This window comes from Mycolicibacterium sp. TUM20985, from assembly GCF_030295745.1.
GTDB lineage: Bacteria > Actinomycetota > Actinomycetes > Mycobacteriales > Mycobacteriaceae > Mycobacterium.
In genome coordinates, this window is record NZ_AP027291.1 from 1,875,568 (window position 1) to 1,897,662 (window position 22,095).

Annotated in this window: 19 protein-coding genes; 7 read left to right on the forward strand and 12 right to left on the reverse strand. The window is 65.7% G+C overall.

Annotation, left to right across the window (positions count from 1 at the left end; genetic code table 11):
• Window positions 1–3 precede the first annotated feature (3 nt).
• Complete coding sequence (locus tag QUE68_RS09240; RefSeq protein ID WP_286275464.1) at window positions 4–855, reverse strand: DUF559 domain-containing protein; 852 nt, start codon at window positions 853–855, stop codon at window positions 4–6.
• Between the two features lie 250 nt (window positions 856–1,105).
• Here QUE68_RS09240 and QUE68_RS09245 point away from each other — a divergent pair, with 250 nt between their 5' ends.
• Window positions 1,106–3,280 (forward strand): glutamine synthetase III family protein, encoded by a 2,175-nt coding sequence (locus QUE68_RS09245; RefSeq protein WP_286275465.1) that lies wholly within the window; start codon window positions 1,106–1,108, stop codon window positions 3,278–3,280.
• A gap of 103 nt (window positions 3,281–3,383) precedes the next feature.
• Here the strand turns inward: QUE68_RS09245 and QUE68_RS09250 are convergent, their stop codons facing one another.
• A complete protein-coding gene (locus QUE68_RS09250; protein ID WP_286275466.1) occupies window positions 3,384–4,175 on the reverse strand; it encodes an enoyl-CoA hydratase/isomerase family protein in 792 nt (263 codons plus the stop codon).
• A gap of 47 nt (window positions 4,176–4,222) precedes the next feature.
• Window positions 4,223–4,729 carry a nitroreductase family deazaflavin-dependent oxidoreductase gene (locus QUE68_RS09255; RefSeq protein ID WP_454786241.1) on the reverse strand — a complete coding sequence of 169 codons (507 nt, stop codon included), beginning with the start codon at window positions 4,727–4,729 and terminating at the stop codon, window positions 4,223–4,225.
• A 144-nt stretch (window positions 4,730–4,873) separates the two neighbouring features.
• Here QUE68_RS09255 and QUE68_RS09260 point away from each other — a divergent pair, with 144 nt between their 5' ends.
• Window positions 4,874–5,272, forward strand: coding sequence for a nitroreductase/quinone reductase family protein (locus QUE68_RS09260; protein WP_286275467.1), 399 nt, complete (start codon window positions 4,874–4,876; stop codon window positions 5,270–5,272).
• On the opposite strand, the gene iolD is transcribed toward QUE68_RS09260, so the two are convergent.
• From iolD to iolC, 4 genes are read right to left on the reverse strand one after another with little or no spacing between them, the layout of a single operon-like run.
• Window positions 5,269–7,218, reverse strand: coding sequence for a 3D-(3,5/4)-trihydroxycyclohexane-1,2-dione acylhydrolase (decyclizing) (iolD, locus tag QUE68_RS09265; RefSeq protein ID WP_286275777.1), 1,950 nt, complete (start codon window positions 7,216–7,218; stop codon window positions 5,269–5,271). The genes QUE68_RS09260 and iolD overlap by 4 nt on opposite strands.
• 2 nt (window positions 7,219–7,220) lie before the next feature.
• Window positions 7,221–8,087, reverse strand: coding sequence for a 5-deoxy-glucuronate isomerase (iolB, locus tag QUE68_RS09270; protein WP_284225702.1), 867 nt, complete (start codon window positions 8,085–8,087; stop codon window positions 7,221–7,223).
• 1 nt (window position 8,088) lies between these two features.
• Complete coding sequence (locus tag QUE68_RS09275) at window positions 8,089–9,000, reverse strand: Cgl0159 family (beta/alpha)8-fold protein (RefSeq protein WP_286275468.1); 912 nt, start codon at window positions 8,998–9,000, stop codon at window positions 8,089–8,091.
• The gene (gene iolC / locus QUE68_RS09280; RefSeq protein ID WP_286275469.1) at window positions 8,993–9,994 is read right to left on the reverse strand and encodes a 5-dehydro-2-deoxygluconokinase; all 1,002 of its coding nucleotides are present in this window, start codon (window positions 9,992–9,994) and stop codon (window positions 8,993–8,995) included. The genes QUE68_RS09275 and iolC overlap by 8 nt, the downstream gene beginning before the upstream one ends.
• A gap of 153 nt (window positions 9,995–10,147) precedes the next feature.
• On the opposite strand from iolC, the gene QUE68_RS09285 reads away from it, so the two are divergent.
• The 4 genes from QUE68_RS09285 to QUE68_RS09300 all read left to right on the forward strand — a co-directional run bounded on the left by QUE68_RS09285 (window position 10,148) and on the right by QUE68_RS09300 (window position 13,946).
• Window positions 10,148–10,879 (forward strand): GntR family transcriptional regulator, encoded by a 732-nt coding sequence (locus QUE68_RS09285; RefSeq protein ID WP_286275470.1) that lies wholly within the window; start codon window positions 10,148–10,150, stop codon window positions 10,877–10,879.
• Window positions 10,880–11,042: 163 nt separating this feature from the next.
• The gene (locus tag QUE68_RS09290; protein WP_284225708.1) at window positions 11,043–12,038 is read left to right on the forward strand and encodes a substrate-binding domain-containing protein; all 996 of its coding nucleotides are present in this window, start codon (window positions 11,043–11,045) and stop codon (window positions 12,036–12,038) included.
• 20 nt (window positions 12,039–12,058) lie between these two features.
• A complete protein-coding gene (locus tag QUE68_RS09295; RefSeq protein ID WP_284225710.1) occupies window positions 12,059–13,117 on the forward strand; it encodes an ABC transporter permease in 1,059 nt (352 codons plus the stop codon).
• Window positions 13,118–13,127: 10 nt separating this feature from the next.
• Window positions 13,128–13,946: an ATP-binding cassette domain-containing protein gene (locus QUE68_RS09300; RefSeq protein WP_286275471.1), complete on the forward strand. Its 819-nt coding sequence runs from the start codon at window positions 13,128–13,130 to the stop codon at window positions 13,944–13,946.
• A gap of 289 nt (window positions 13,947–14,235) precedes the next feature.
• Here the strand turns inward: QUE68_RS09300 and QUE68_RS09310 are convergent, their stop codons facing one another.
• Genes QUE68_RS09310 through QUE68_RS09330 form a run of 5 tightly spaced genes read right to left on the reverse strand, consistent with a single transcriptional unit; the run spans window position 14,236 to window position 20,722 of the window.
• Window positions 14,236–15,852: an AMP-binding protein gene (locus tag QUE68_RS09310; RefSeq protein ID WP_286275472.1), complete on the reverse strand. Its 1,617-nt coding sequence runs from the start codon at window positions 15,850–15,852 to the stop codon at window positions 14,236–14,238.
• Window positions 15,852–17,447 (reverse strand): long-chain-fatty-acid--CoA ligase, encoded by a 1,596-nt coding sequence (locus QUE68_RS09315; RefSeq protein WP_286275473.1) that lies wholly within the window; start codon window positions 17,445–17,447, stop codon window positions 15,852–15,854. The genes QUE68_RS09310 and QUE68_RS09315 overlap by 1 nt, the downstream gene beginning before the upstream one ends.
• Before the next feature lie 18 nt (window positions 17,448–17,465).
• Complete coding sequence (locus QUE68_RS09320) at window positions 17,466–18,563, reverse strand: acyl-CoA dehydrogenase family protein (protein ID WP_286275474.1); 1,098 nt, start codon at window positions 18,561–18,563, stop codon at window positions 17,466–17,468.
• Window position 18,564: 1 nt separating this feature from the next.
• Window positions 18,565–19,797, reverse strand: a complete 1,233-nt coding sequence (locus QUE68_RS09325) for an acyl-CoA dehydrogenase family protein (protein WP_284225715.1) — start codon at window positions 19,795–19,797, stop codon at window positions 18,565–18,567.
• A gap of 10 nt (window positions 19,798–19,807) precedes the next feature.
• Window positions 19,808–20,722, reverse strand: coding sequence for an enoyl-CoA hydratase (locus QUE68_RS09330; protein WP_286275475.1), 915 nt, complete (start codon window positions 20,720–20,722; stop codon window positions 19,808–19,810).
• Between the two features lie 234 nt (window positions 20,723–20,956).
• On the opposite strand from QUE68_RS09330, the gene QUE68_RS09335 reads away from it, so the two are divergent.
• Window positions 20,957–22,069 carry an LLM class flavin-dependent oxidoreductase gene (locus tag QUE68_RS09335; protein ID WP_284225717.1) on the forward strand — a complete coding sequence of 371 codons (1,113 nt, stop codon included), beginning with the start codon at window positions 20,957–20,959 and terminating at the stop codon, window positions 22,067–22,069.
• Window positions 22,070–22,095: the final 26 nt, after the last annotated feature.

Genomic DNA, 22,095 nt, shown 5'->3' on the forward strand with positions numbered 1-22,095 from the left:
CTCCTAGATAGGGCAACCGGCAGCGCGCAGTTTGGCCAGCACCCGCTCGACGATCACGTGCGGCCGCGCGAGCATCTCGGCGCTCACGCGGACGACCGTCCAGCCCGACGCCTCGAGCAGCGCGATCCGCTCGATGTCCCATGACCGTTGTCGAGGGTCGGTCCAGTGCTGCACACCGTCGTATTCGACCGTGACCTTCCACTCGCGCCATCCCATGTCCGTGCGCACACAGACCCGTCCGCGCTTGTCGCGGAACTCGATCTGCGTCTCCGGGCGAGGCAGTCCGGCATCGACGAGGATCAGTCGAAGCCGCGTTTCCTGCGGCGACTCGGCCCCGCCGTCCACCCGCTCGAGAATCGACCGTAGCTGCCGTACCCCGCGGGCGCCTGGCCGAGCGTGCGCGACCGCGAGTATCTCCACCGGCGTTACTCCCGTAGCGCCAAGCAGTGCATCGATGATCGGAATTGCGTTGTCTGGCGGACGGCTTCGCCCGATGTCGAACGCCGTCCGTGCCGGTGTCGTCAAGCGGATGCCACGCACGTCGCAGACCTCGTCGTCAGTCAGGTCGAACGTGTGCACGACGACGCCGGGCTGATGACGACGGTTGACGCGGATGACCTCGGCGGGCGCGGCCGGACTCAGCCACTTTGTGCCGTACACGGCTGCTGCCGAGACACCCGCCAAGGTCGTGCCCTCGCCCATCGACAGCCGTGCGGCAATGGCCCGCATTGCGGCGTCGACGACATCTTCGCGCTTCACGTATACGTCGCGATACAGCGTTCGGTAGTTGGTGCGCAGCTGGTGTCGGGTGAGCTGCCCGCAGGCCATCGCGGCGCTGCCGGAGAAGGGTTCCATGACGTCACGATGCGACCGCGGACCGACGGATTCGGAGCGCCGAGACCGGGTTCTCCACAGATGCGGGTCTCGAGTGTGTGCCCTGTGGATGAATGTCGGAGGTTCTGGCGCCACACGGCACACACTCGGCGGCCGACGCACCCGACTTCTGTCCTTGACGCGCGCGTAACAGTCCCGGAACGTGGCATTTCTAGTGTGGGCCGGTCTAGCCCACGATTCCGAAGTGGGCTCACAGGAAAAGAGAAGTCCTTTGAGCGGAAATGCGGCCCGGCTGCAAGCGATCAACGATGTCGAGGCCTACGTGCCTCCTCCCATCAGCTTCGATCCGGGTGAAGCGCCGGGCGAGATCTTCGGCGCCAACGTCTTCACCCTGGCCGAGATGCGTCTGCGGCTGCCCAAGTCCGTCTACAAGTCCGTGGTGGCCACCATCGAGAAGGGCGCCAAGCTGGACCCGGCCGTCGCCGACGCCGTCGCCTCGGTCATGAAGGACTGGGCGCTGTCCAAGGGTGCGACGCACTACGCCCACGTCTTCTACCCGATGACCGGCCTGACCGCCGAGAAGCACGACAGCTTCCTCGACCCGGTCGGCGACGGAACCACCCTGGCCGAGTTCGCGGGCAAGACGCTCATCCAGGGCGAGCCGGACGGCTCCAGCTTCCCCTCGGGTGGCCTGCGCAGCACCTTCGAGGCGCGGGGCTACACCGGGTGGGACGTCACCAGCCCCGCCTACATCCTGGAGAACCCGAACGGCAACACGCTGTGCATCCCGACGGTGTTCGTCTCGATGACCGGTGAGGCGTTGGACTACAAGACCCCCCTGCTGCGGAGCCAGCAGGCGATGGGCGGCCAAGCGGAACGCATCCTCAAGCTGTTCGGGCACGAGGACTTCGACCACATCGTGTCGTTCTGCGGGCCCGAGCAGGAGTACTTCCTGATCGACCGGCACTTCTTCCTGGCGCGTCCGGACCTGATCAACTCTGGCCGGACGCTGTTCGGCGCCAAGCCCCCGAAGGGGCAGGAGTTCGACGACCACTACTTCGGGGCCATTCCGGACCGGGTGCTGGCGTTCATGATGGACACCGAGCGTGAGCTGTTCAAGCTCGGCATCCCGGCCAAGACGCGGCACAACGAGGTTGCGCCGGGCCAGTTCGAGATCGCGCCGATGTTCGAGCGGGCCAATATCGCCGCCGACCATCAGCAGCTGCTCATGACGACGTTCAAGAACATCGCCAAGAAGCACGGCATGGAATGCCTGATGCACGAGAAGCCGTTCGCCGGCGTCAACGGCTCGGGCAAGCACGTCAACTTCTCGCTGGGCAACTCTCAGTTCGGCAGCCTGTTGGTGCCCGGTGACACCCCGCACGAGAACGCGCAGTTCCTGGTGTTCTGTGCCGCTGTCATCCGTGCGGTCCACAAGTTCTCGGGCCTGCTGCGGTTGTCGGTGGCATCGGCCACCAACGATCACCGCCTCGGTGCCAACGAGGCTCCGCCCGCGATCATTTCGATCTTCCTCGGCGATCAGCTGGCCGATGTCTTCGAGCAGATCGCGAAGGGCGCCGCGACGTCGTCCAAGGGCAAGGGCACCATGATCATGGGTGTCGACACGCTGCCGACCCTGCCGACCGATCCGGGCGACCGCAACCGCACCAGCCCATTCGCGTTCACCGGCAACCGCTTCGAGTTCCGCGCGCCGGGTTCGGGGCAGACCATCAACGTGCCGATGATCATCATCAACACGATCATGGCCGACTCGCTCGATTACATGGCCACCTCGCTGGAGAAGTCGGTCAGCGAGGGTGAGGACTTCGACGTGGCCGTCCAGAAGCTGCTCACCGAGATCATCACCGAGCACGGCGCCGTCGTGTTCAACGGTGACGGCTACTCGGACAACTGGCAGACCGAGGCGGCCTCCCGGGGCCTGCCGAACCTCAAGACGACCATCGATGCCATCCCGGAGTTGGTCAAGCCGGAGGCGATCGAGGTCTTCGAGAAGTACGGCGTGTTCAATTCGCGGGAACTGCACAGCCGCGAAGAGGTCCGCTACGAGACGTACATCTTGACCGTCGGCGTCGAGGCCAAGCTCACCCTGGAGATGGGCTCGACGGTGATCCTGCCGGCGGCGATCCGCTACCAGACCGAGTTGGCCGCCAACGTCGCGACGCTCAAGGCGGCCGGCATGGAGCCGGACACCACGCTGCTGGAGACGGTCTCGGCGCCGATCTCCGAGTTGACCGGTGCCCTGACCGCGCTCAAGACCGCGATGGGTGAGCACGGTGGCGAGTCCGCTGCCGAGGAGGCTGCGCACGCCCAGAGCCTGCTGCCATTGATGGATGCGGTGCGGGCCGCGGCCGACACGTTGGAAGGTGTTGTGGCCGACGACCTCTGGCCGCTGCCCACCTACCAGGAGATGCTCTACATCCTCTGATCGGCCGTGGCATTCCCTCCTTGCGCGAGCGTGCGTGTTTGCAGCCGACACGCCGAGTAGCGGTCGCAGTCTGCGCACGCTCGCGCCAGGTGGTTTCGTCGCTCTAACGACCGGTGTAGGTGGCCTTGCCCGGTCCGACGTCGAGAAAGCTGACCACCGCGCGCTGGAGATCGTCGGTGGCGAACAACGCACCGGACACCTCCGGGGTGACGCCGTCGGCGTGACCGACACCGCCGGAACGCCACGCCGCGATGATCTCCTTGGTCGCCGCGTGCGCCTTGGTCGGTCCATCGGCGAGCCGGTCGGTCAGGGTGCGCGCGGCGGTGTCCACGTCGTCGTGGATCGCATTGACCACACCCCACGCAGCCATCGTCGCGGCGTCGTACACGTCTCCGGTCATGACCAGTTCGCGGGCGCGACCCGATCCCGCGCGCTCGGCCAGCCGCTGCGGCCCGCCCATCGAGGGCGTCAGGCCGACGACGGTCTCGACCAGCCCGAACTTCGCCCGCGGGGACGCCAGGATGAGGTCGCACGCCAACGCGATCTCGAATGCCGCGGTCAGCGTGAGGCCGTGCGCCGCGAAAACGACCGGGCACGGCAGGGCCTCGAGCGGATCGACGATCCCGGCGAACAGCGTGCGCCACAGCTCGGCGCCCTGTGTCGGGGTCAGCCCTTGGAACACGTGCACGTCGACGCCCGCCGAGTTGACCTTGCCCTCCGCCCGGAGCAGCAGGGCGCGGGGCGGGTGGGCCGCGAGATCCCCGATCCCCGCGGTCAGCGCGTCGAACATGGCCTGATCGAACAGGTTCAGCGGGCCGTGGTCGAAGGTGAGGGTGGCAACCTCGGCGCCCGCGGGAGTCATGGAGCGCGTGACGGTGATCGGTTCACTTTGCATGGCGCTCAGCGTGTCATGAGGCCGGCATGCCTTGGCTGCGACCCGCCTCATCGCCGGGTGAGGGCGAACACCCGAAGATCGCGTGCCGTCCGAGTGCGATATGACTGGTACATCGGATAGGCCAGGAACCGCTGCAGCGCGCGATCTCCCTCCGGACCCGTCAGATGTGTTGCGGTCACTGGGATCTCGATGCCGTTGATCGCGACCGTCGCCTCGGGTTCTGCCAACAGGTTCGACGACCACTCGGGATGGTGCTGCTGGCCAAAGTTGCTGCCGATCACCAGAAGCCGGTCACCGTCGCTGAGGTAGCTCAGCGGCGCCGTGCGCTGCCGGCCTGTTCTCCGACCGGTGGTGGTCAATAGCAGTTCGGGCAGCGAGGTAGGTCCAAACAGGGTGTACTTGCCCTTGGTCGCCTGAAGGACGCGCCGGTCCAGCGGCACCAGCAGCCGGATGAAGCGCGAGCCGACTGGCGAGGAGATCGCGGCGTAGAGCGGTTTGAAGATGGGCGAGATGTCTTCTTTGCCCCAGTGGGGTTCTGGGAAGGTCGGCGGCACGAATGCCATAGTGCCCGATTCCGGCAGATCGCTCAGGGGCTCGCCGATGTTCAAAACCGGTTTCGCAACAGCGTCGCTTCGTAGCTGAATGGGATACGAGAACCTACGGTCACCCCGAACGTCGATGAGGGCACAATGAGGCGGATGCGGAGTGAACGCCTGCGCACGTGGTTCTTCTGGGTGCTGCAACACACCATCAACCCGTTGGCGACCGCTGCCGCTCGGTCGGGGCGTGGCCCGTTCTCGTTGGTGCGGCACGTCGGGCGCAAGACGGGCAGGGTCTATCAGACGCCCCTGATCGTGGCGCGCGTGCCCGGCGGTTTCGTCGCCGAGTTGACCTACGGGCCAAACGTGTCCTGGTACCGGAACGTCATGGCCGCCGGCCGTTGCGTGCTGATCGTCGAGAACGTGGAGTACGACATCGGCGCGGTGCGCGCGTACTCCACCGAGGCCGGCTTGGATGCCTTCGGGTATCCGCAGAAACTGATCTTGAAACTGTTGCGACGCCAGGAGTTTCGCCTTCTGGAGCTGGCACGGGCCTAGTCGTCAGAGGGGCGAACGAAGGGCCGCTGGATCTTCTTCCAGTCCGTATAGGTCTGATAGGCGGTTTGCGTGGATTCCAGCGTGGACGTCTCGGATACCGGTACGTCCCACCACGACTCGCTGTCCGGTGCGGCGATCAGCGGGTCGGTCTCGACGTGGATCACGGTGGTCCGATCGCTGGCCTTGGCCACCTTCACCGCATCGGTGAACTCGGCGGCAGTGACGACGCGAATGACGTCGGCCCCGAGGCTGGCGGCGTTGGCGGCCAGGTCGACCGGCAGCTTGTCGCCGTCGAGGCGACCGTCGTCGCTGCGGTACCGATAGGCGGTGCCGAACCGCTGAGAGCCCAACGCCTCGGACAGCCCGCCGATGGAGGCGAAGCCGTGGTTCTGGACGAGCACCACGATGACCTTGACGTTCTCCTGTACCGCGGTGACCAGTTCGGTGGCCATCATCAGGTAGGAGCCGTCGCCCACCATGACGAAGACGTCGCGATCGGGCTCGGCCATCTTGGCGCCGATACCGCCGGCGATCTCGTATCCCATGCAGGAGAAGCCGTATTCGACGTGATAGCCCTTGCGGTCGCGGATCCGCCACAGCTTGTGCAGATCGCCCGGCATCGAGCCGGCCGCGCAGACCACCACGTCACGGGCGCCGGACAGCGTGTTGACCAGCCCGATCACCTGGCTCTGGTTGAGCGCGGCACCGTCGTCGAGCTTGTAGGCGGCGGCCACGGTGTCCTCCCACTCGGCCGCGAGTTCTGCTGTCCGGGTACGGTATTCGTCACTGACCGAATAGTCGCCCAGGGCGACTCCCAGGGCTTCGATCGCCTCACGCGCGTCGGAGACGACGCTGACGCCGCCCTGCTTGACGGAGTCGATGGAGGCCACGTTGACGTTCACGAAGCGGACGCCGGGATTGTTGAACGCCGTTCGCGACGCGGTGGTGAAGTCGCTGTAGCGGGTACCGATTCCGATGACGACGTCGGCCTCGGTGGCCAGCGCGTTCGCCGCGGTGGTGCCGGTGGAGCCGATCGCGCCGACCGACTGCGGGTGGTCGTAGGGGAGTGCACCCTTGCCCGCCTGACTCTGTCCGACGGGTATGCCCGTCTTCTCGCAGAAGGCGGCGAGCGCGTCGGTGGCGTCGGAGTAGATGACGCCGCCGCCAGCGACGATCAGTGGCTTGCGTGCGGTGCGAATGACGTCCGCCGCTCGGGCAATGACCGAACGCTCCGGGAGCGGGCGAGAAACGTGCCAGGTGCGTTGCGCGAACAGCGATTCCGGCCAGTCATGAGCCTCGGCCTGCACGTCCTGCGGGATGGCGACGGTCGCTGCCCCTGTCTCGACGGGGTCGGTGAGCACGCGCATCGCGCCGAGCAACGCGGCGGGCAACTGCTCGGGACGCCACACGCGGTCGAAGTAGCGTGACAGCGGCCTGAACGCATCGTTGACGGTCACGTCCCCGGACGACGGCAATTCCAGTTCCTGCAGCACCGGTGAGCTCACCCGGGTGGCGAAGGTGTCGGCGGGCAGCAGCAGGACCGGCAACCGGTTGATCGTCGCGAGCGCCGCGCCGGTCAGCATGTTGGTCGACCCCGGTCCGACGCTGGCGGTGACGGCCCAGGTTTGCAGTCGGTCCTTCTGCCGGGCGAAGGCGACTGCACTGTGCACCATGGCCTGCTCGTTGCGGCCGAGGACGTAGTGCAGCGAGGGCTCCGTGCCTGCTTCGAACGCGGTGATCTCGTCCTGAAGCAAGGCTTGGCCGAGCCCTGCCACATTGCCGTGTCCGAAGATGCCGAAGGCGCCCGCGAAGAACTTGGTGCGCACCCCGTCATGTTCGACGTACTGGTTGCCGAGGAACCGAATCGTGGCCTGCGCGACGGTGAGTCGCACGGTCGCCTCGGTCTCGGGTGTCTTCTCCGCCTTCTTGGGCGCGGTGGAAACCACGGTCATGCTCCCGTCTGGCGGAGGGGTAGGCGGGGGTCGACGGCCTGGCCCTCCCAGGTACCGCGAAGCCAGGCGTGTTCGGGGTCGTCGACGATCTTCCAGGCGCGTTCGATACCCGGTCCGGCCATCACGTTGAGGTAGTACATGTGGTAGCCGGGTGCGGCGACCGACGGGCCGTGATAGCCGTGCGGCACCAGCACCACGTCACCGGTCCGAACTTCCTCGAGGACTTCGATCGGGCGGTCTGGTGTGCCATACACGCGGTGATAGCCGAAGCCGCGCGAACCGTCGGGGCCACCGTCGATCTCGAAGTAGTAGATCTCCTCGAGCTCGGACTCGGTCGGGGTGTTCTCGTCGTGCTTGTGGGCGGGGTAGCTTGACCAGTTACCGCCGGGGGTGATGACCTCGCAGGCGATCAGCGAGTCTGCCTCGAACACGCCTGCGGTGCCGAAGTTGTGCACCTGTCTGCTGCAGTTGCCCGCGCCGCGCAGTTCGACGGATACGTCGGCCGCGGCCACACGGCGGTTGGGGAACGAGTTCTTCGCCCGCGCACCGCAGATCGCGAACCGGCCCTCGCCGGAGAGCGTGTACGTCTGGTCGATGCCGAGGTACACCATGTCGGACGGTCCGTCGAAGACCGAAGCGCGCGGCGCCAATTCGAAGGTGTCGCGACCACTTTCGACGGTGCCGCCACCGGTTAGCGGCAGGATCATCACCTCGGTGGCGCCCGTGGCGAGTTCAGCGCTCTGGGTGTCGTCGAGTTCGATTACCTGCAAGGAGGATTCGGACCAGCCGGCCGACTCGGGTGTTACGTCGACGGTGAACGGCAGGGTGGCACTGCGCGCCGGTATGTAGAGCTTGCTGTGCATGTCAACGCACCATCGAGACTGCGGTGGCGACCGCCGAACTCACGTCGTCGTCGGCGGGATACAGAAGCGTGCGGCCGACGATGAGGCCGCGGACGGACGGTAGGCCGAGCGCCTTCTCCCAGGAGGCGAAGGCCTCATCCGGATCGGGCGGATCGCCACCGAGGAGCAGCGTCGGCAGCAAGGTCGCATCCATCACCCTGTCCATTTCGGGGACCACGGGCAACTTCATCCACGTGTATGCCGAGGTGGAGCCAAGGCCCTGCCCGATGTGGACTGACTTGATCACCGCATCGGGGCTGAGGTCGTTGCGCACCTTGCCGTCGACGCGGCTGGACATGAAGGGCTCGACCATGGCGATGAGGCCACGCGCGGCCAGCTCGTCGACGGCCTGGGCGCAGGCGGTCATGGTGTTGACGGTGCCTGGGTCGTCGAGGGCGATGCGGCACAACATCTTTCCGCCGTTCATCTTGGCGGCGGCCGTCGATTCGGCGGTCGCGCCGGTCATCCGGTCGTCAAGTTCGAAGGCCGCGCCCGCCAGTCCGCCACGATTGAACGAGGAGAAGACCACCTTGTCTTCGAGCGCTCCAAGGAGCAGAAGATCGTCGAGGATGTCCGAGGTCGCGAGCACGCCGTCGACGCCGGGATCGGCGAGCGCGGCCCGCAGGCGGTCGAGCAGATCGGTACGGCTGTTCATGGCGGTGGGACGGTCGCCGACAGCCAGCGCGCCGCGGGCGGCATGGTCGGCGGCGACGATCATTAGCCGTCCGTCGCCCCGGATGGTCGGGCGGGTGGTGCGGTCGTTCCAGGCGCGGGCGACGGCGCCCGGATCAGCGGCCCGCAGGTCGGTGACCGCGGCGTAATCGGAGCACTTCGCGGTGAGCGAAGCGACGGGGGAAACGTCTGCGCTAGACATTGACGGCCTCCACTGCGGTCTGTTCGGCCAACGTCGCCACTTCGGCGGCGGTGGGCATGGCGGTCGAGCATTCGAGTCGCGATGCGACGATGGCCCCGGCGGCGTTCGCGTAGCGCAGTGTCTTCTCCAGCGGCCAGTTGCGCAGGAGTCCGTGAATCAGGCTGCCGCCGAAGCTGTCTCCGGCACCCAGCCCGTTGACGACGTCCACGTCGTTGGGTGCCACGGTGACCGACGAGTGCTTCGTCTTGCCGAGCACGCCGCGGGGGCCCTGCTTGACGATCGCCAACTCGATGCCGAGGTCGAGCAGGGCGTCCGCGGCCTTGTGGGGGTTGCTCTCGCCGATCGCGATCTCGCACTCCTCGCGGTTGCCGACCGCGACGGTGACGTGTTGCAGGGCGCGCTGGACCTGTTCGGTCGCGGCCGCGGGGTTCTCCCAAAACATCGGCCGGTAGTCGAGGTCGAGGACGGTCAAGGGAGCGCGGCGTGGTCCTTCCCCCGTCGCTTCGCTCGCCCCACGGGCCTCCCAGGCGGCGAAGTGCGCACTGCGGCTGGGCTCTTCGGATAGACCCGTGACCGTCGACCAGAACAGCCGTGCCGACCGGACGGCGTCGGCGTCGATCTCGCCCGGCGTGATCTGGAGGTCGGGCGCGCTCGGCTTGCGGTAGAAGTACAGCGGAAAGTCGTCGGGCGGGAAGATCTCACAGAACGTCACGGGCGTCGGGTACTCGTCATGGGTGAGGACGTATCGGTTGTCCACGCCCAGGCGCGCGAGCTCGGCTCGGACGAACCGCCCGAAGGGATCGTCGCCGACCCCTGAGATCAGGGCGGTGTCGTTGCCGAGGCGGGCTGCCGCCACCGCGACATTTGCGGCGCTTCCGCCGAGGAACTTCCCGAAGGACTCGACGTCCTCCAGTCCGACACCGACCTGCAGTGGGTAGATGTCGACGCCGCTACGCCCGATGGCGAGGACGTCGAACGGCTGTGTGGTGGGCAAGTCAGCTCCCGGGGCGGTAGTCGATGGGCTTGCCCAAGACTGTGCCCCCCGTCGCGCGGCTCTGTCAAGAGTTTGTCCTGACATTCTGACTTGCGGTCATGTCGGTGTTACCCTAGGGCAAATATTGCCTGGTCACCCGAGATCGGAGGCGACGTGCCACTGGAGGTCGAGCTCGACCGATCGAGTCCCGTCCCGCTGTATTACCAACTCGCGCAAGCAATCGAGGCGTCGATCAGGGATGGCCATCTGGTTCCGGGTGATCGATTCGAGAACGAGTTGGACTTGGCCAAGCGGCTGACCCTGTCGCGGCCGACGACCAGACGTGCCATCCAGGAGATCGTCGACAAGGGCCTGTTGGTGCGCAAGCGAGGTGTCGGCACCCAGGTGGTGCAGAACCCCGTGCACCGTCGGGTCGAGCTGACCAGCCTCTTCGACGATCTCGCCCGTGCGGGCCAGGAGCCGACCACCGAACTGCTCGACTACCGGGTCGGTCAGGCCGACGACGAGGTTGCGACCCAGCTGAGCCTGGCCGACGGCCACGAGATCGTCACCATCCAACGCCTTCGGCGCGCCAACGGTGAACCTCTTGCCGTCATGGTCAACTACCTTCCGGTCGAGTTGGCACCGGAAGCCGACGAGCTCGAGCGCAGTGGCCTGTATCAGGCGTTGCGCGCCCGCGGCGTGCACATCCGACTCGCACGGCAACGGATTGGCGCGCGACCGGCAACCAAGGCCGAGGCAAAGCTGTTGAGCGAGAAGCCTGGTGGCCCTCTGCTCACGATGAGCCGCACGGCGTTCGACGACTCGGGCAAGGCCGTGGAATACGGCGACCATTGCTATCGTGCCTCGCGCTACTACTTCGAGACGACGCTCGTCGATCGTTAGTCGATGCGGCAGCAGCCACCCGTTCGGCGGGTGGCCAACTTCTACGCGCCGTTACATATGACTTGCAGTCCTAATGTCCAGACAAAGTCTTGACTTTCTTCTGTGACCCGTATTACATCTTCTTCAGGGCCGTGTCCTACGGCATCCGCAGACGGGAGAGACGATGAAGTTTGTTCGGCTGGCAGCCGCCGCTGGAGCAGGGGTAATCGCCCTTGGCCTCGTGTCGTGTTCGAGCACGGGTGGAAAGCCTGCCGACGCCGGTGGCGCCGGTGGAAGCGGTGGCGGAGTCAACACCCCACGCGTCACGATCGCCATGGTGACCCATGCTGCCCCTGGAGACACCTTCTGGGACCTCATCCGCAAGGGCGCGCAGGCCGCTGCGGACAAGGACAACATCGAGCTCAAGTATTCCTCGGACAAGGAAGGCCCGAATCAGGCCAACCTGGTCCAGAATGCGACCGACAGCAAGGTGGCCGGCATCGCCGTCACGCTGGCTCAGCCGGACGCGATGGAAGGCGCAGTGAAGGGTGCCGTCGCCGCTGGCATCCCCGTCGTCGCCCTCAACGCCGGGATCGAGCAGTGGCAAGCCATGGGCGCAATGGAGTACTTCGGCCAAGACGAGCGGATCTCCGGGGAGGCAGCCGGTAAGCGGCTGGCCGCCGATGGCGCCAAGAAGGCGATCTGCGTGGTCCAGGAGCAGGGTTCGGTATCCCTCGAGGCGCGCTGCGCCGGCGTGAAGGCCGGAATGGGTGGAGGTTCGGTAGAGAACCTCAACGTCAACGGGACGGACATGCCCTCGGTGGAGTCGACCATCACCGCGAAGCTGCAGACGGACCCCGCCATCGACCACATCGTGACGCTCGGCGCCCCGTTCGCCCTGAGCGCCGTGCAGTCGGCCAAGACGGCGGGAAGCAGCGCCAAGGTCGCGACGTTCGATACGAACGCCGCGCTGGTTGCGGCCATCAAGGACGGCAGCGTGCAGTGGGCCATCGACCAGCAGCCCTACCTGCAGGGCTACCTGGCCGTCGACTCGCTCTGGCTGTACCTCAACAACAAGAACGTCATCGGCGGCGGCCAGCCGACGTTGACCGGCCCTTCCTTCATCGACAAGACCAACATCGATTCCATCGCGGCGCTGGCTGAGGCCGGAACCCGCTAGTCGGGCTCGAAAGGTAGAACATGACAACTCAAGCAGATCTCGACCTCGGGACCCACAAGGTCGTCACCGATGAGCGGGTCAAGGAACAGAACAAACTGCAACGCTTGCTGATTCGCCCCGAGATGGGTGCATTGGTCGGCGCGATCGGAATCTTCATCTTCTTCGCGATCGTCGCACCGCCGTTCCGCAGCCCCGAGGCATTGGCCACGGTGCTGTACGCCAGTTCCACGATCGGCATCATGGCGGTTGCGGTGGGGCTGTTGATGATCGGCGGCGAATTCGACCTCTCCGCCGGTGTCGCGGTCACCACCAGCGCGTTGGCAGCGTCGATGATCTCCTACAACCTGCACCTCAACCTTTGGGTAGGGGCCGCGCTGGCGCTGGGCGTGTCCTTGGGGATCGGCTTCCTCAACGGCTATCTCGTGATGAAGACCAAGATCCCATCGTTCCTGATCACGTTGAGCTCGTTCCTGATGTTGACCGGTATCAACCTGGCGGTGACCAAGCTGATCACGGGTCAGGTGGCGTCGTCGAACGTGGCCAACATGCAGGGCTTCGATTCCGCGAGAACGGTGTTCGCGTCATCGTTCAACATCCTCGGAGTCTCGGTCAGGATCACCGTGCTGTGGTGGATCCTGTTCACCGTCATCGCCACCTACGTGTTGTTCAAGACCCGGGTGGGCAACTGGATCTTCGCCGTCGGCGGCAATCTGGAGAGTGCGCGCGCCGTCGGGGTCCCGGTGAACAAGGTCAAGATCGGGTTGTTCATGTGCGTCGGCTTCGCGGCCTGGTTCGTCGGCATGCACGTGCTTTTCTCGTTCAACACGATTCAGTCCGGCCAGGGTGTAGGCAACGAGTTCCTCTACATCATCGCCGCGGTCATCGGTGGCTGCCTGCTCACGGGTGGGTACGGCACCGCGATCGGCACCCTGATCGGTGCCTTCATCTTCGGCATGACCAACCAGGGCATCGTCTACGCCGGTTGGAATCCCGACTGGTTCAAGTTCTTCCTCGGCGCGATGCTCCTGTTCGCGGTCATCGCCAACAACGCCTTCCGTAACTACGCGGCGAAGAAGTAGGGACACGACCATGACCACGACCACTGAAGCTCCCATCGCCGAGACTCCATCGGGTGGCGAGGCGCCACTGATCGAGCTCAAGTCCGTCGGGAAGAGCTACGGAAACATCATCGCGCTCAAGGACATCAACCTCTCCGTGAGTGCCGGACAGGTCACCGGTGTGCTGGGTGACAACGGTGCGGGCAAATCCACCCTCATCAAGATCATCGCCGGCCTGCACCAGCCCACCGAGGGCGAGCTGCTGGTCGATGGGCAGGCCATGACGTTCAACTCTCCGAAGGACGCGCTGGCCAACGGGATTGCCACGGTGTACCAGGACCTCGCGGTCGTGGCGCTGATGCCGGTATGGCGAAACTTCTTCCTGGGTCAGGAACTCCGGAAGAAGGGGATTCTGAAGTCGTTGGACATCCACGCGATGCGTGCGACCACGATCTCGGAGCTCAAGAAGATGGGCATCGATCTGCCTGACGTCGACGCCCCCATCGGCTCGTTGTCGGGTGGCCAGCGCCAGTGCGTCGCGATCGCACGCGCCGTGTTCTTCGGGGCCCGGGTGTTGATTCTCGACGAGCCGACGGCGGCATTGGGTGTCAAGCAATCCGGTGTGGTGTTGCGCTACATCACCGCAGCCAAGGAGCAGGGGTTCGGCGTCATCTTCATCACGCACAACCCCCACCACGCGCACATGGTGGGCGACCACTTCGTGTTGCTCAACCGCGGCAGGCAGAAGCTGGACTGCACCTACGACGAGATCACCCTGGAGCACCTCACGCAGGAGATGGCCGGCGGCAACGAGTTGGAAGCCCTCAGCCACGAACTCGGTCGCAAGTAGCACGTCCCCGGACTCAGAACCCCGTCGGCTGCACAGTCGGCGGGGTTCTGTCACGCGGGCCCGGCTGCTAGCCGCGGCGAGAGCTCCTCGCGACGACGTCACTCGCGGCCAATTACGTAGTCTCGTACGCCTTCGGGATCCTCTGCCCCGCGCAGATCTGGCAATTGCGGAACTCAGCGGCGGGATATCGTCCGCCCGCGGCATGACGACACGGCTGTTCGAGTGGGAGTCTTGACCCAGCACACGGCCCTAGGCCGAGGGCGCCGAGGTCAGGGGGCGCGCCGCTTACTCAGCCCAAGCCGAGTGAGCGGGCGCTGTGCTCCCGCATCTCGACCTTGCGGACCTTGCCAGTCACGGTCATCGGGAACTCGTCGACGATCTCGACGTAGCGGGGGATCTTGTAGTGCGCCAGCTTGTCCGTCGCGAAACCCCGGACCGCATCTGCACTCAACGGCGGGCGACCCGGTTTCATTCGGATCCACGCGCAGATCTCCTCGCCGTAGCGCGGGTCGGGCACCCCGATGACTTGGGCGTCATCGATGTCCGGGTGGGTGTGGAGGAATTCCTCGACCTCTCGCGGATAGACGTTCTCGCCGCCTCGGATGACCATGTCCTTGATACGGCCAACCACGTTGCAATAGCCGTCTTCGCGCATGACCGCCAGGTCGCCGGTGTGCATCCAGCCCTCGTCGTCGATCGCCTCGCGGGTCCTGGCGTCCTCGCACCAGTAGCCCAACATCACCGAATAGCCGCGCGTGCAGATCTCGCCGGATTGCCCGCGCGGCAAGACCTTCCCGGTCTCCGGACTGATGATCTTGATCTCGACGTGCGGATGCGCCCGACCGATGGATGCGGTGCGTCGCTCCAAGTCGTCGTCGATCAAGGTTTGGCAGGACACCGGCGAGGTCTCGGTCATCCCGTAGGCGATCGCCACCTCGGACAGGTGCATCTCCTTGATGCAGCGCTTCATCACCTCGACCGGACAGACCGCGCCGGCCATGATGCCGGTGCGTAGCGAACCCAGGTCCCTCTCGTGGAACTCGGGATGACCGAGCATTGCGATGAACATGGTCGGCACGCCGTACACCCCGGTGCAGCGTTCGGTTTCGATGGCGGCCAGGGTGAACCCCGGATCGAAGCCGGGTGCCGGGATCACCATGGTGGCCGCGTGCGTGACGCAACCCAGGTTGCCCATGACCATGCCGAAGCAGTGGTAGAACGGCACCGGGATGCACAACCGGTCGTCCGGGCCGAGGTTGATCAAGTCGGTGACGAAGAACCCGTTGTTGAGGATGTTGCGGTGTGACAGCGTCGCGCCCTTCGGGAATCCCGTTGTACCCGAGGTGTATTGGATGTTGATCGGGTCGTCGTTGCGCAATGTTGCGATTCGATCGCGCAGTTGGTCATCGGTCACGGACCGTCCGGCGACCATTAGCGAGTCCCAGTCGCCGCTGTCGAGCAGGATCACGTCGCGCAGGGCGGGTGCGTCGTGGCGCACCTCCTCGATCATCGTCACGTAGTCGGAGCTCTTGAACGCCGTCGCCGAGATCAGGGTGCGAATACCCGACTGCGCCAGTACGTAGCCGAGTTCATGGCTGCGGTAGGCGGGATTGACGGTCACCAGGACGGCGCCGATGGTTGCGGTGGCGAACTGCACGATGGTCCATTCGGCACAGTTCGGCGCCCAGATGCCAACCCGGTCTCCCCGCTGTACGCCGAGGTCCATCAACCCTCGAGCGATCGCCTCGACGTCGGCATTCAACTCGCGGTATGTCCAGCGCCTGCCGGTGGCCACCTCGACGAGCGCCTCGACATCGGGATGAGCGGCTGCCGCGGCCCGAAAATGCTCGCCGATGGTGTGCTCGAGGATCGGCGTATCGGTGGGACCCGCGTCATAGGACTCCATCAAATGCCTCCGGATGTCTGCGTGACGCCGTACGCGAGGCGTAACTGGGCCTTGAGCACCTTCCCGCTTGCGTTGCGCGGCAACGCATCGACGATCACCACATGGCGCGGCCGCTTGTAGGCGGCAAGGTGCGCGCGGCAGTGCGTCTCGATTTCGGCGTCGGTCGGTGGGGCGGTGGGGTCGTGCGCGACGATCACCGCCATCGGTGTCTCCCCCCACTTCTGGTCGGGCACGGCGATGATCGCCACCTCGCTGACGTTGGGATGGGCCGCCACGACGTTCTCCACCTCGGCACTGTAGATGTTCTCACCACCCGAGATGATCATGTCCTTCTTTCGGTCGACCACGTAGATGTAGCCGTCTTCGTCCTGCCGGACGAGGTCACCGGAGTGGAACCATCCGCCGTGGAAGGCCGCGGCGGTCTCGGCAGGTCTGTTCCAGTACTCCCGCATCACCAACGGACCGAGATACACGATCTCGCCGACCTCACCGACCGCGACGTCGGTCATGTCCTCGTCGACGATGCGGACCTCGACGTTGAGCATCGGGGTACCGACGGAACCGATCTTGCGGATCGAGTCCGGCCCGCGCAGCAGGCAGGTGATGGGACTGCACTCGGTCTGGCCGAACGCCGCGATGATCTCGGCGCCCTCGAACGCGCTGGCCATGGCGCGAAGCAACGTGGAGGAAGCGGGCGCCGCACCCCACCACACGCGACGCAGGCGGGACAGGTCGTAATCGGCCAGATCCGGTAGCTCGCATACCAGCTGCCACTGCGCCGGGGTCATCCAGCAGGACGTGACCCGCTCCTCGGCGATGGTGTTCAGCGCGGCCGCCGGGGCGAACCCGCCCGACGGCGGAATGACGACGGTGCCGCCGGTGAGGAACGTCGGCAGCATCCCCGAGACGCCCGCGGTGTGGAACAGCGGCGCCATCGCCATCCAGCAGTCGTCGTCGGAACGGTGCCCGAGGGTGGCGATCGAACTGAACGCATGCAGATACAGATTGCGATGGGTGATCACAGCGCCCTTGGGCATGCCCGTCGTCCCCGAGGTGTACATGAGGAACGCGGGCTCCTCGTCGCCGACCGACACCTCGGTGGTGTACCCGGGGTCGGCGGCGCGGGTCAGTTCGTCCAGGTCGTCGCCGATGGTGAGGACGGTGTAGACGTCCTGGGCGCGGGTGAGCGCCCGTGGCACCGCGTCTTCTAGCGCCGTGTCCACCACCACCGCGGTGGCGCCGCAATCGGCGAGCACCCCGGCGATCTCGTCGGGAACCAGTCGGAAGTTGATCGGAACTGCGATCGCGCCCAATGTCAATGTGGCGAACCAGGTCTCGACGAGTTCCAGGCTGTTGACGCCGAGAGTGGCCACCCGGTCACCGGGCCGGACACCGCGGGTTGCCAGGACGCTCGCCAGTCGCCTGACGGAGGCGTTCAATTCGGCGAAAGTGCATCGTCGCCGGGGATCGACGAAGGCTATCTGGTTCGGCCGGATCAGCGCGTGCCGGGACAATGCATCGGGGAGTGAGATGCCCGCATGCGGCAGTGCCGAGCCGTCCGCAAGCGCTGCGCCGGAGAAGGTTTCGGTGAACACGGCTGGCTCCTCGGGGTTTCAGATTCCGACGCGGTCGGCGAGTAACGCCCGGTGTTGGGCGCTGCTGCCGAACAGCGCTGCGGTGGTCCTGGCGCGTCGGAAGTACAGGTGCAGGACGTGTTCCCAGGTGAAACCGGTACCGCCGTGCACCTGGATCGCCGATCCCGCGCATGCCAGGTAGGTGTCGGTGGCCTGCGCCTTCACCAGTGGGGCCACGGTCGCCAGCTCGGGGTCGCGGCCAGCGCTCATCGCCGCATACATGACCGCGGCACGGGTCGCATCGATCTCGATCATCATGTCGGCACACGAATGCTTGACTGCCTGAAAGGATCCGATCGGCCGGTTGAACTGGCGCCGGTTCTTGGCGTGATCGACCGCCAGCGTCAGGCATGCCTCGGCGCCGCCGAGCATCTCGGCGGCCAACAACACTCGCGCCACGTCGAGTACCCGCTCGAGGCCCTCGGTCGAGGAGGCCGAGAGCACCTCGGCGCGCGCGTCCTTCAACCGCAGTCTCGCCACGGGGCGGGTGTGATCGAAGGATTGCAGCGGCTCGACGACGACGCCGGGCTGGGCTGCCGTGACGATGCAGACGACGACGGTTCCGTCGAGCACGGCGGGCACCACGAACAGGTCGGCGACGTGGCCGTGCAGGACGGGGCAGCACTCGCCGGTCAGGATGACGTGACGGCCTTGCCCAACAACCCAGACCGTAGCTGCCGACGGGTCGGCCGCACCGGGTCCGGTGGCTGCGAACGCGCCGATTCGTCTGCCGCAGAGCAGCTCTGGAAGCAGTCGGCGGCGCTGCTCGTCGTCACCCATCCGCAAGACGGCCTCGATGGCGAAGGCCGTCGTCGCCAGGGGAACGGGTGTGAGTGCGCGGCCGAGTTCGGTGAACACGAGGGTTGTCTCGACCAGCGTCGCTCCTTCCCCGCCATATTCCGCGGGCACGCCGAGCCCCGGCAGGTCCAGTTCGCCGCACAGTCGCTGCCATAGGCGGGGGTCATGCCCATCGGAGTCGGCCACCTCGCGCAGCGCCGACGGCGGCGCGTGATGCTGCAGGAACTGGCGCAACGACGCGCGGAACTCCTCCTGCTCGACGGTGTAGCGGAACTCCATCTCAGTGCTCCGCGCGCGCGACGGCAGGCTCCTTGGGGAGCCCCAGCAGCTGCTCGCCAATGACGTTGCGCTGGATCTGCGAACTACCGGCGTAGATCGTCGCCGCGCGCGCGTACAGCAGCTCGTCCATCCAGCACGCGGCGGAGTTCGGCGTGCCCGCGTCTGCAGCCATGAGTGCTGCACCGTTTCCCGGGCCGTCGGGATGCAGCGCCTCCAACCCGAGGATCTCGGCGGCGAGCTCGGTGTATCGCTGGAAGTACTCACTCCAGATCACCTTGGAGATGGCGGCGTCGGCCCCCGGTCGCTGCCGGTTCGACAACGTCGTCAGTTCGCGGTACCCGCGATAGCGCATGATCTGTACGCGGGAATGGCACCAGGCCAACTCGTCCCGGATTCGCGCGTCGGCGTTCAGTCCGCGGTCCCTGGCCAGATCACACAGCCGTTCCAGGTCCCGGCCGAAGTCGATCGCGGCCGTGGTGACCTGCGATCCGCGCTCGAAGCCGAGCAGTGCCATGGCAATCGGCCATCCGTCACCTGGGTCGCCAACCACGTTGCGGGCTGGAGTGCGGGCATCGGTCAGGAACACCTCGTTGAACGAGGCGTGCCCGGCGGCGTTGACGATCGGCCGGACCGCCACGCCGGGCTGGTCCATCGGCATCAGGACGAGGGAGAGCCCCCGATGTTTCGGTGCCTGCGGGTCGGTGCGTGCCAGCAGGAACATCCAGTTCGCGGTCCCGCCGGCCGATGTCCAGATCTTCTGACCGTTGATGACCCACTCGTCACCTTCGAGCACCGCCCTGGTCCGCACGGAAGCTAGGTCCGATCCCGCCTCCGGCTCGGAGAAACCCTGGCACCAGCGATCTTCCGCGCTGAGAATGCGAGGCAGGAAGACCGCCTTCTGTTCGACTGACCCGAAGGCGATCAAGGTGTTGCCGAGCAGATCGATGCCGAATCCGTCGTGCTCCGCCCGGGCCGGTGCGCCGACCTTGGCGAATTCCTCTGCGAGCACGACCTGTTCGATGGCCGATAGTCCGGGCCCGCCGTATTCCCTCGGCCAGGAGACCGCGACCAGGCCGGCCGTTGCCAGCGACTGCCGCCACTGGTGGGTCATCAGCTCTCGTGCCCCCGCCGCCAACGCCCCGACCCCAGTCCAGTCGGCGGGAAGGTTATTGGCGAGGAAGTCGCCTATCCTGCTGCGGAATACCTCGGCTTCTGGTGGGTAATCGATGTCCACGCCGGCCCGCCTATGGATGCCGCTTCGCGGCCGGCCGGATCTCGGGCGAGATCCGCCAATCCTCGAGCCCGTTCTCGACGGTCCCGTAGCACAATTCGCCGCCGGTCACCTCACTCCAGTACGCATGGTTGAGCTGGTGCAGGGAGAAGCAGCTGTCCAATGCGGTCGCGAACCCCATGGCGTCGACGCTCTTGTTGACCGAATCCTTGATGAGGAGTGCCGCCATTGTCGGCAACTTTGCCACCCGCCGGGCGAATTCAATTGTGCTCGAGGATAATTCATCGTTGGGGAAGACCTTGCTAACCATGCCGAGGACGTGTGCTTCGTCGGCACCTAGGGAGTCGCCGGTGAAGAGGAGTTCCTTGGCCTTGCGCGGGCCGAACTCCCAGGGGTGGCCGAAGTATTCCACGCCGCACATGCCGAGTCGGGTGCCGACGACGTCGGCGAAGATGGCGTCCTCGCCGGCGACGATCAGATCACAGCACCAGGCCAGCATCAGGCCCGCCGAGAGCACCTTCCCGTGCACCTCGGCGATGGTGACCTTGCGCAGATTGCGCCACCGCTTGGTGTTCTCGAAGAAGTAGTGCCACTCCTGGCGGTACCGCGATTCGACACCGCCGTACGTGGCGCCGTTGCAGCCGTAGGTGGGGTGCTGGCCCGGCCCGGCCGTGCGTTCTCGCACGTCGTCGAAGGAGCCCAGGTCGTGTCCGGCCGAGAATGACGGGCCCTCTGCCCGCAGGATCACCACCCGCACGGTGTCGTCGGTCTCGGCGCGTTCGAATGCCGCGTCCAGCTCGACCAGTAGCCCCCGGTTCTGCGCATTGTGCTGCTTGGGGCGATCGAGGGTGATGACGGCGATTCGGCCGTCGTCCACGCGCTCGTACCCGATGTAGTCGAAATCCTGCACAGGATGCTCCCTTCTCACTCGGCTACACCTGCGAAGCTACGCGGCTCCAGACCATTATGTCCATAGACGATACGCACGGAAGGACCATTAGAGCAGGCGATGTATCGAGTAAAATGCAACTTGTGTTTGAACTATGTATCTTGCTAGTACTGTGTTGTACATTACTAATTGACGGCCAGCGGATACCGTCGCGGTCGCCTTCCTGGCGACGGTTTCGCCGCTGGTGCCCACCACCACCGAGGAGTGTTGAAGATGGAGATCGGGTTGTTCCTGATGCCGGCGCATCCGCCGGAGCGAAGCTTGTACGACGCGACCCAGTGGGACCTCGACATCATCGAGCTGGCCGACCAGCTGGGCTATGTGGAGGCGTGGGTAGGCGAGCACTTCACCGTGCCGTGGGAACCCATCTGTGCGCCGGATCTACTGCTGGCGCAAGCACTGTTGCGCACCACCAACATCAAGCTGGCCCCCGGAGCGCACCTGCTGCCGTACCACCACCCGGTCGAGCTCGCCCATCGGGTGGCGTATTTCGACCATCTCGCTCAGGGCCGGTTCATGCTCGGTGTCGGAGCCAGTGGCATCCCCGGCGACTGGGCGCTGTTCGACGTGGACGGAAAGAACGGCGAGCATCGCGACATGACCCGCGAAGCGTTGGAGATCATGCTGAAGATCTGGACCGAGGACGAGCCGTGGGAACATCGCGGCAAGTACTGGAATGCCAACGGAATCGCCCCGATGTTCGACGGGCTGATGCGGCGCCACATCAAGCCTTTTCAGAAACCGCACCCGCCCATCGGTGTCACGGGATTCAGCGCAGGATCGGAGACCCTCAAGCTGGCCGGTGAACGGGGCTATCTCCCGATGAGCCTCGATCTCAACGCCGAATACGTTGCCACGCATTGGGATGCAGTGCTGGAAGGTGCCGCCCGTAGCGGCCGCACACCTGACCGGCGCGACTGGCGGCTGGTCCGCGAGGTCTTCGTCGCCGAGACCGACGAGCAGGCCTTCCGCCTCGCCGTCGACGGCATGATGGGGCGCAACATGCGCGAGTACGTGCTGCCCACCTTCAAGATGTTCGGCATGACCAAGTTCTACAAGCACGATTCGGACGTCCCCGACGCCGATGTCACGCCGGAGTACCTGGCCGAGAACACCTTCGTCGTCGGATCGGTGGACACCGTCATCGACAAACTGGAAGCCACCTACGACCAGGTCGGTGGTTTCGGACATCTCCTGACACTGGGCTTCGACTACAGCGACAACCCGGGCCCGTGGAAGGAATCGATGCGGCTGCTCGCGGAGGAAGTCATGCCCCAGCTGAATGCCCGTCTCGCCAAGAAGCCCGCCGGAATCGCGCTCGTCTAACCGATCGACCGTCCTGGGAAGGGAAC

Bases quoted from the DNA above. Each gene is read 5' to 3' on its own strand.
- QUE68_RS09275 (WP_286275468.1), bottom strand. From the start codon at position 9,000: ATGTCTAGCGCAGACGTTTCCCCCGTCGCTTCGCTCACCGCGAAGTGC.
- QUE68_RS09310 (WP_286275472.1), bottom strand. From the start codon at position 15,852: ATGGAGTCCTATGACGCGGGTCCCACCGATACGCCGATCCTCGAGCAC.
- iolB (WP_284225702.1), bottom strand. From the start codon at position 8,087: ATGCACAGCAAGCTCTACATACCGGCGCGCAGTGCCACCCTGCCGTTC.
- QUE68_RS09250 (WP_286275466.1), bottom strand. From the start codon at position 4,175: ATGCAAAGTGAACCGATCACCGTCACGCGCTCCATGACTCCCGCGGGC.
- QUE68_RS09320 (WP_286275474.1), bottom strand. From the start codon at position 18,563: ATGGAGTTCCGCTACACCGTCGAGCAGGAGGAGTTCCGCGCGTCGTTG.
- QUE68_RS09240 (WP_286275464.1), bottom strand. From the start codon at position 855: ATGGAACCCTTCTCCGGCAGCGCCGCGATGGCCTGCGGGCAGCTCACC.
- QUE68_RS09335 (WP_284225717.1), top strand. From the start codon at position 20,957: ATGGAGATCGGGTTGTTCCTGATGCCGGCGCATCCGCCGGAGCGAAGC.
- QUE68_RS09290 (WP_284225708.1), top strand. From the start codon at position 11,043: ATGAAGTTTGTTCGGCTGGCAGCCGCCGCTGGAGCAGGGGTAATCGCC.
- QUE68_RS09295 (WP_284225710.1), top strand. From the start codon at position 12,059: ATGACAACTCAAGCAGATCTCGACCTCGGGACCCACAAGGTCGTCACC.
- QUE68_RS09260 (WP_286275467.1), top strand. From the start codon at position 4,874: ATGCGGAGTGAACGCCTGCGCACGTGGTTCTTCTGGGTGCTGCAACAC.
- QUE68_RS09300 (WP_286275471.1), top strand. From the start codon at position 13,128: ATGACCACGACCACTGAAGCTCCCATCGCCGAGACTCCATCGGGTGGC.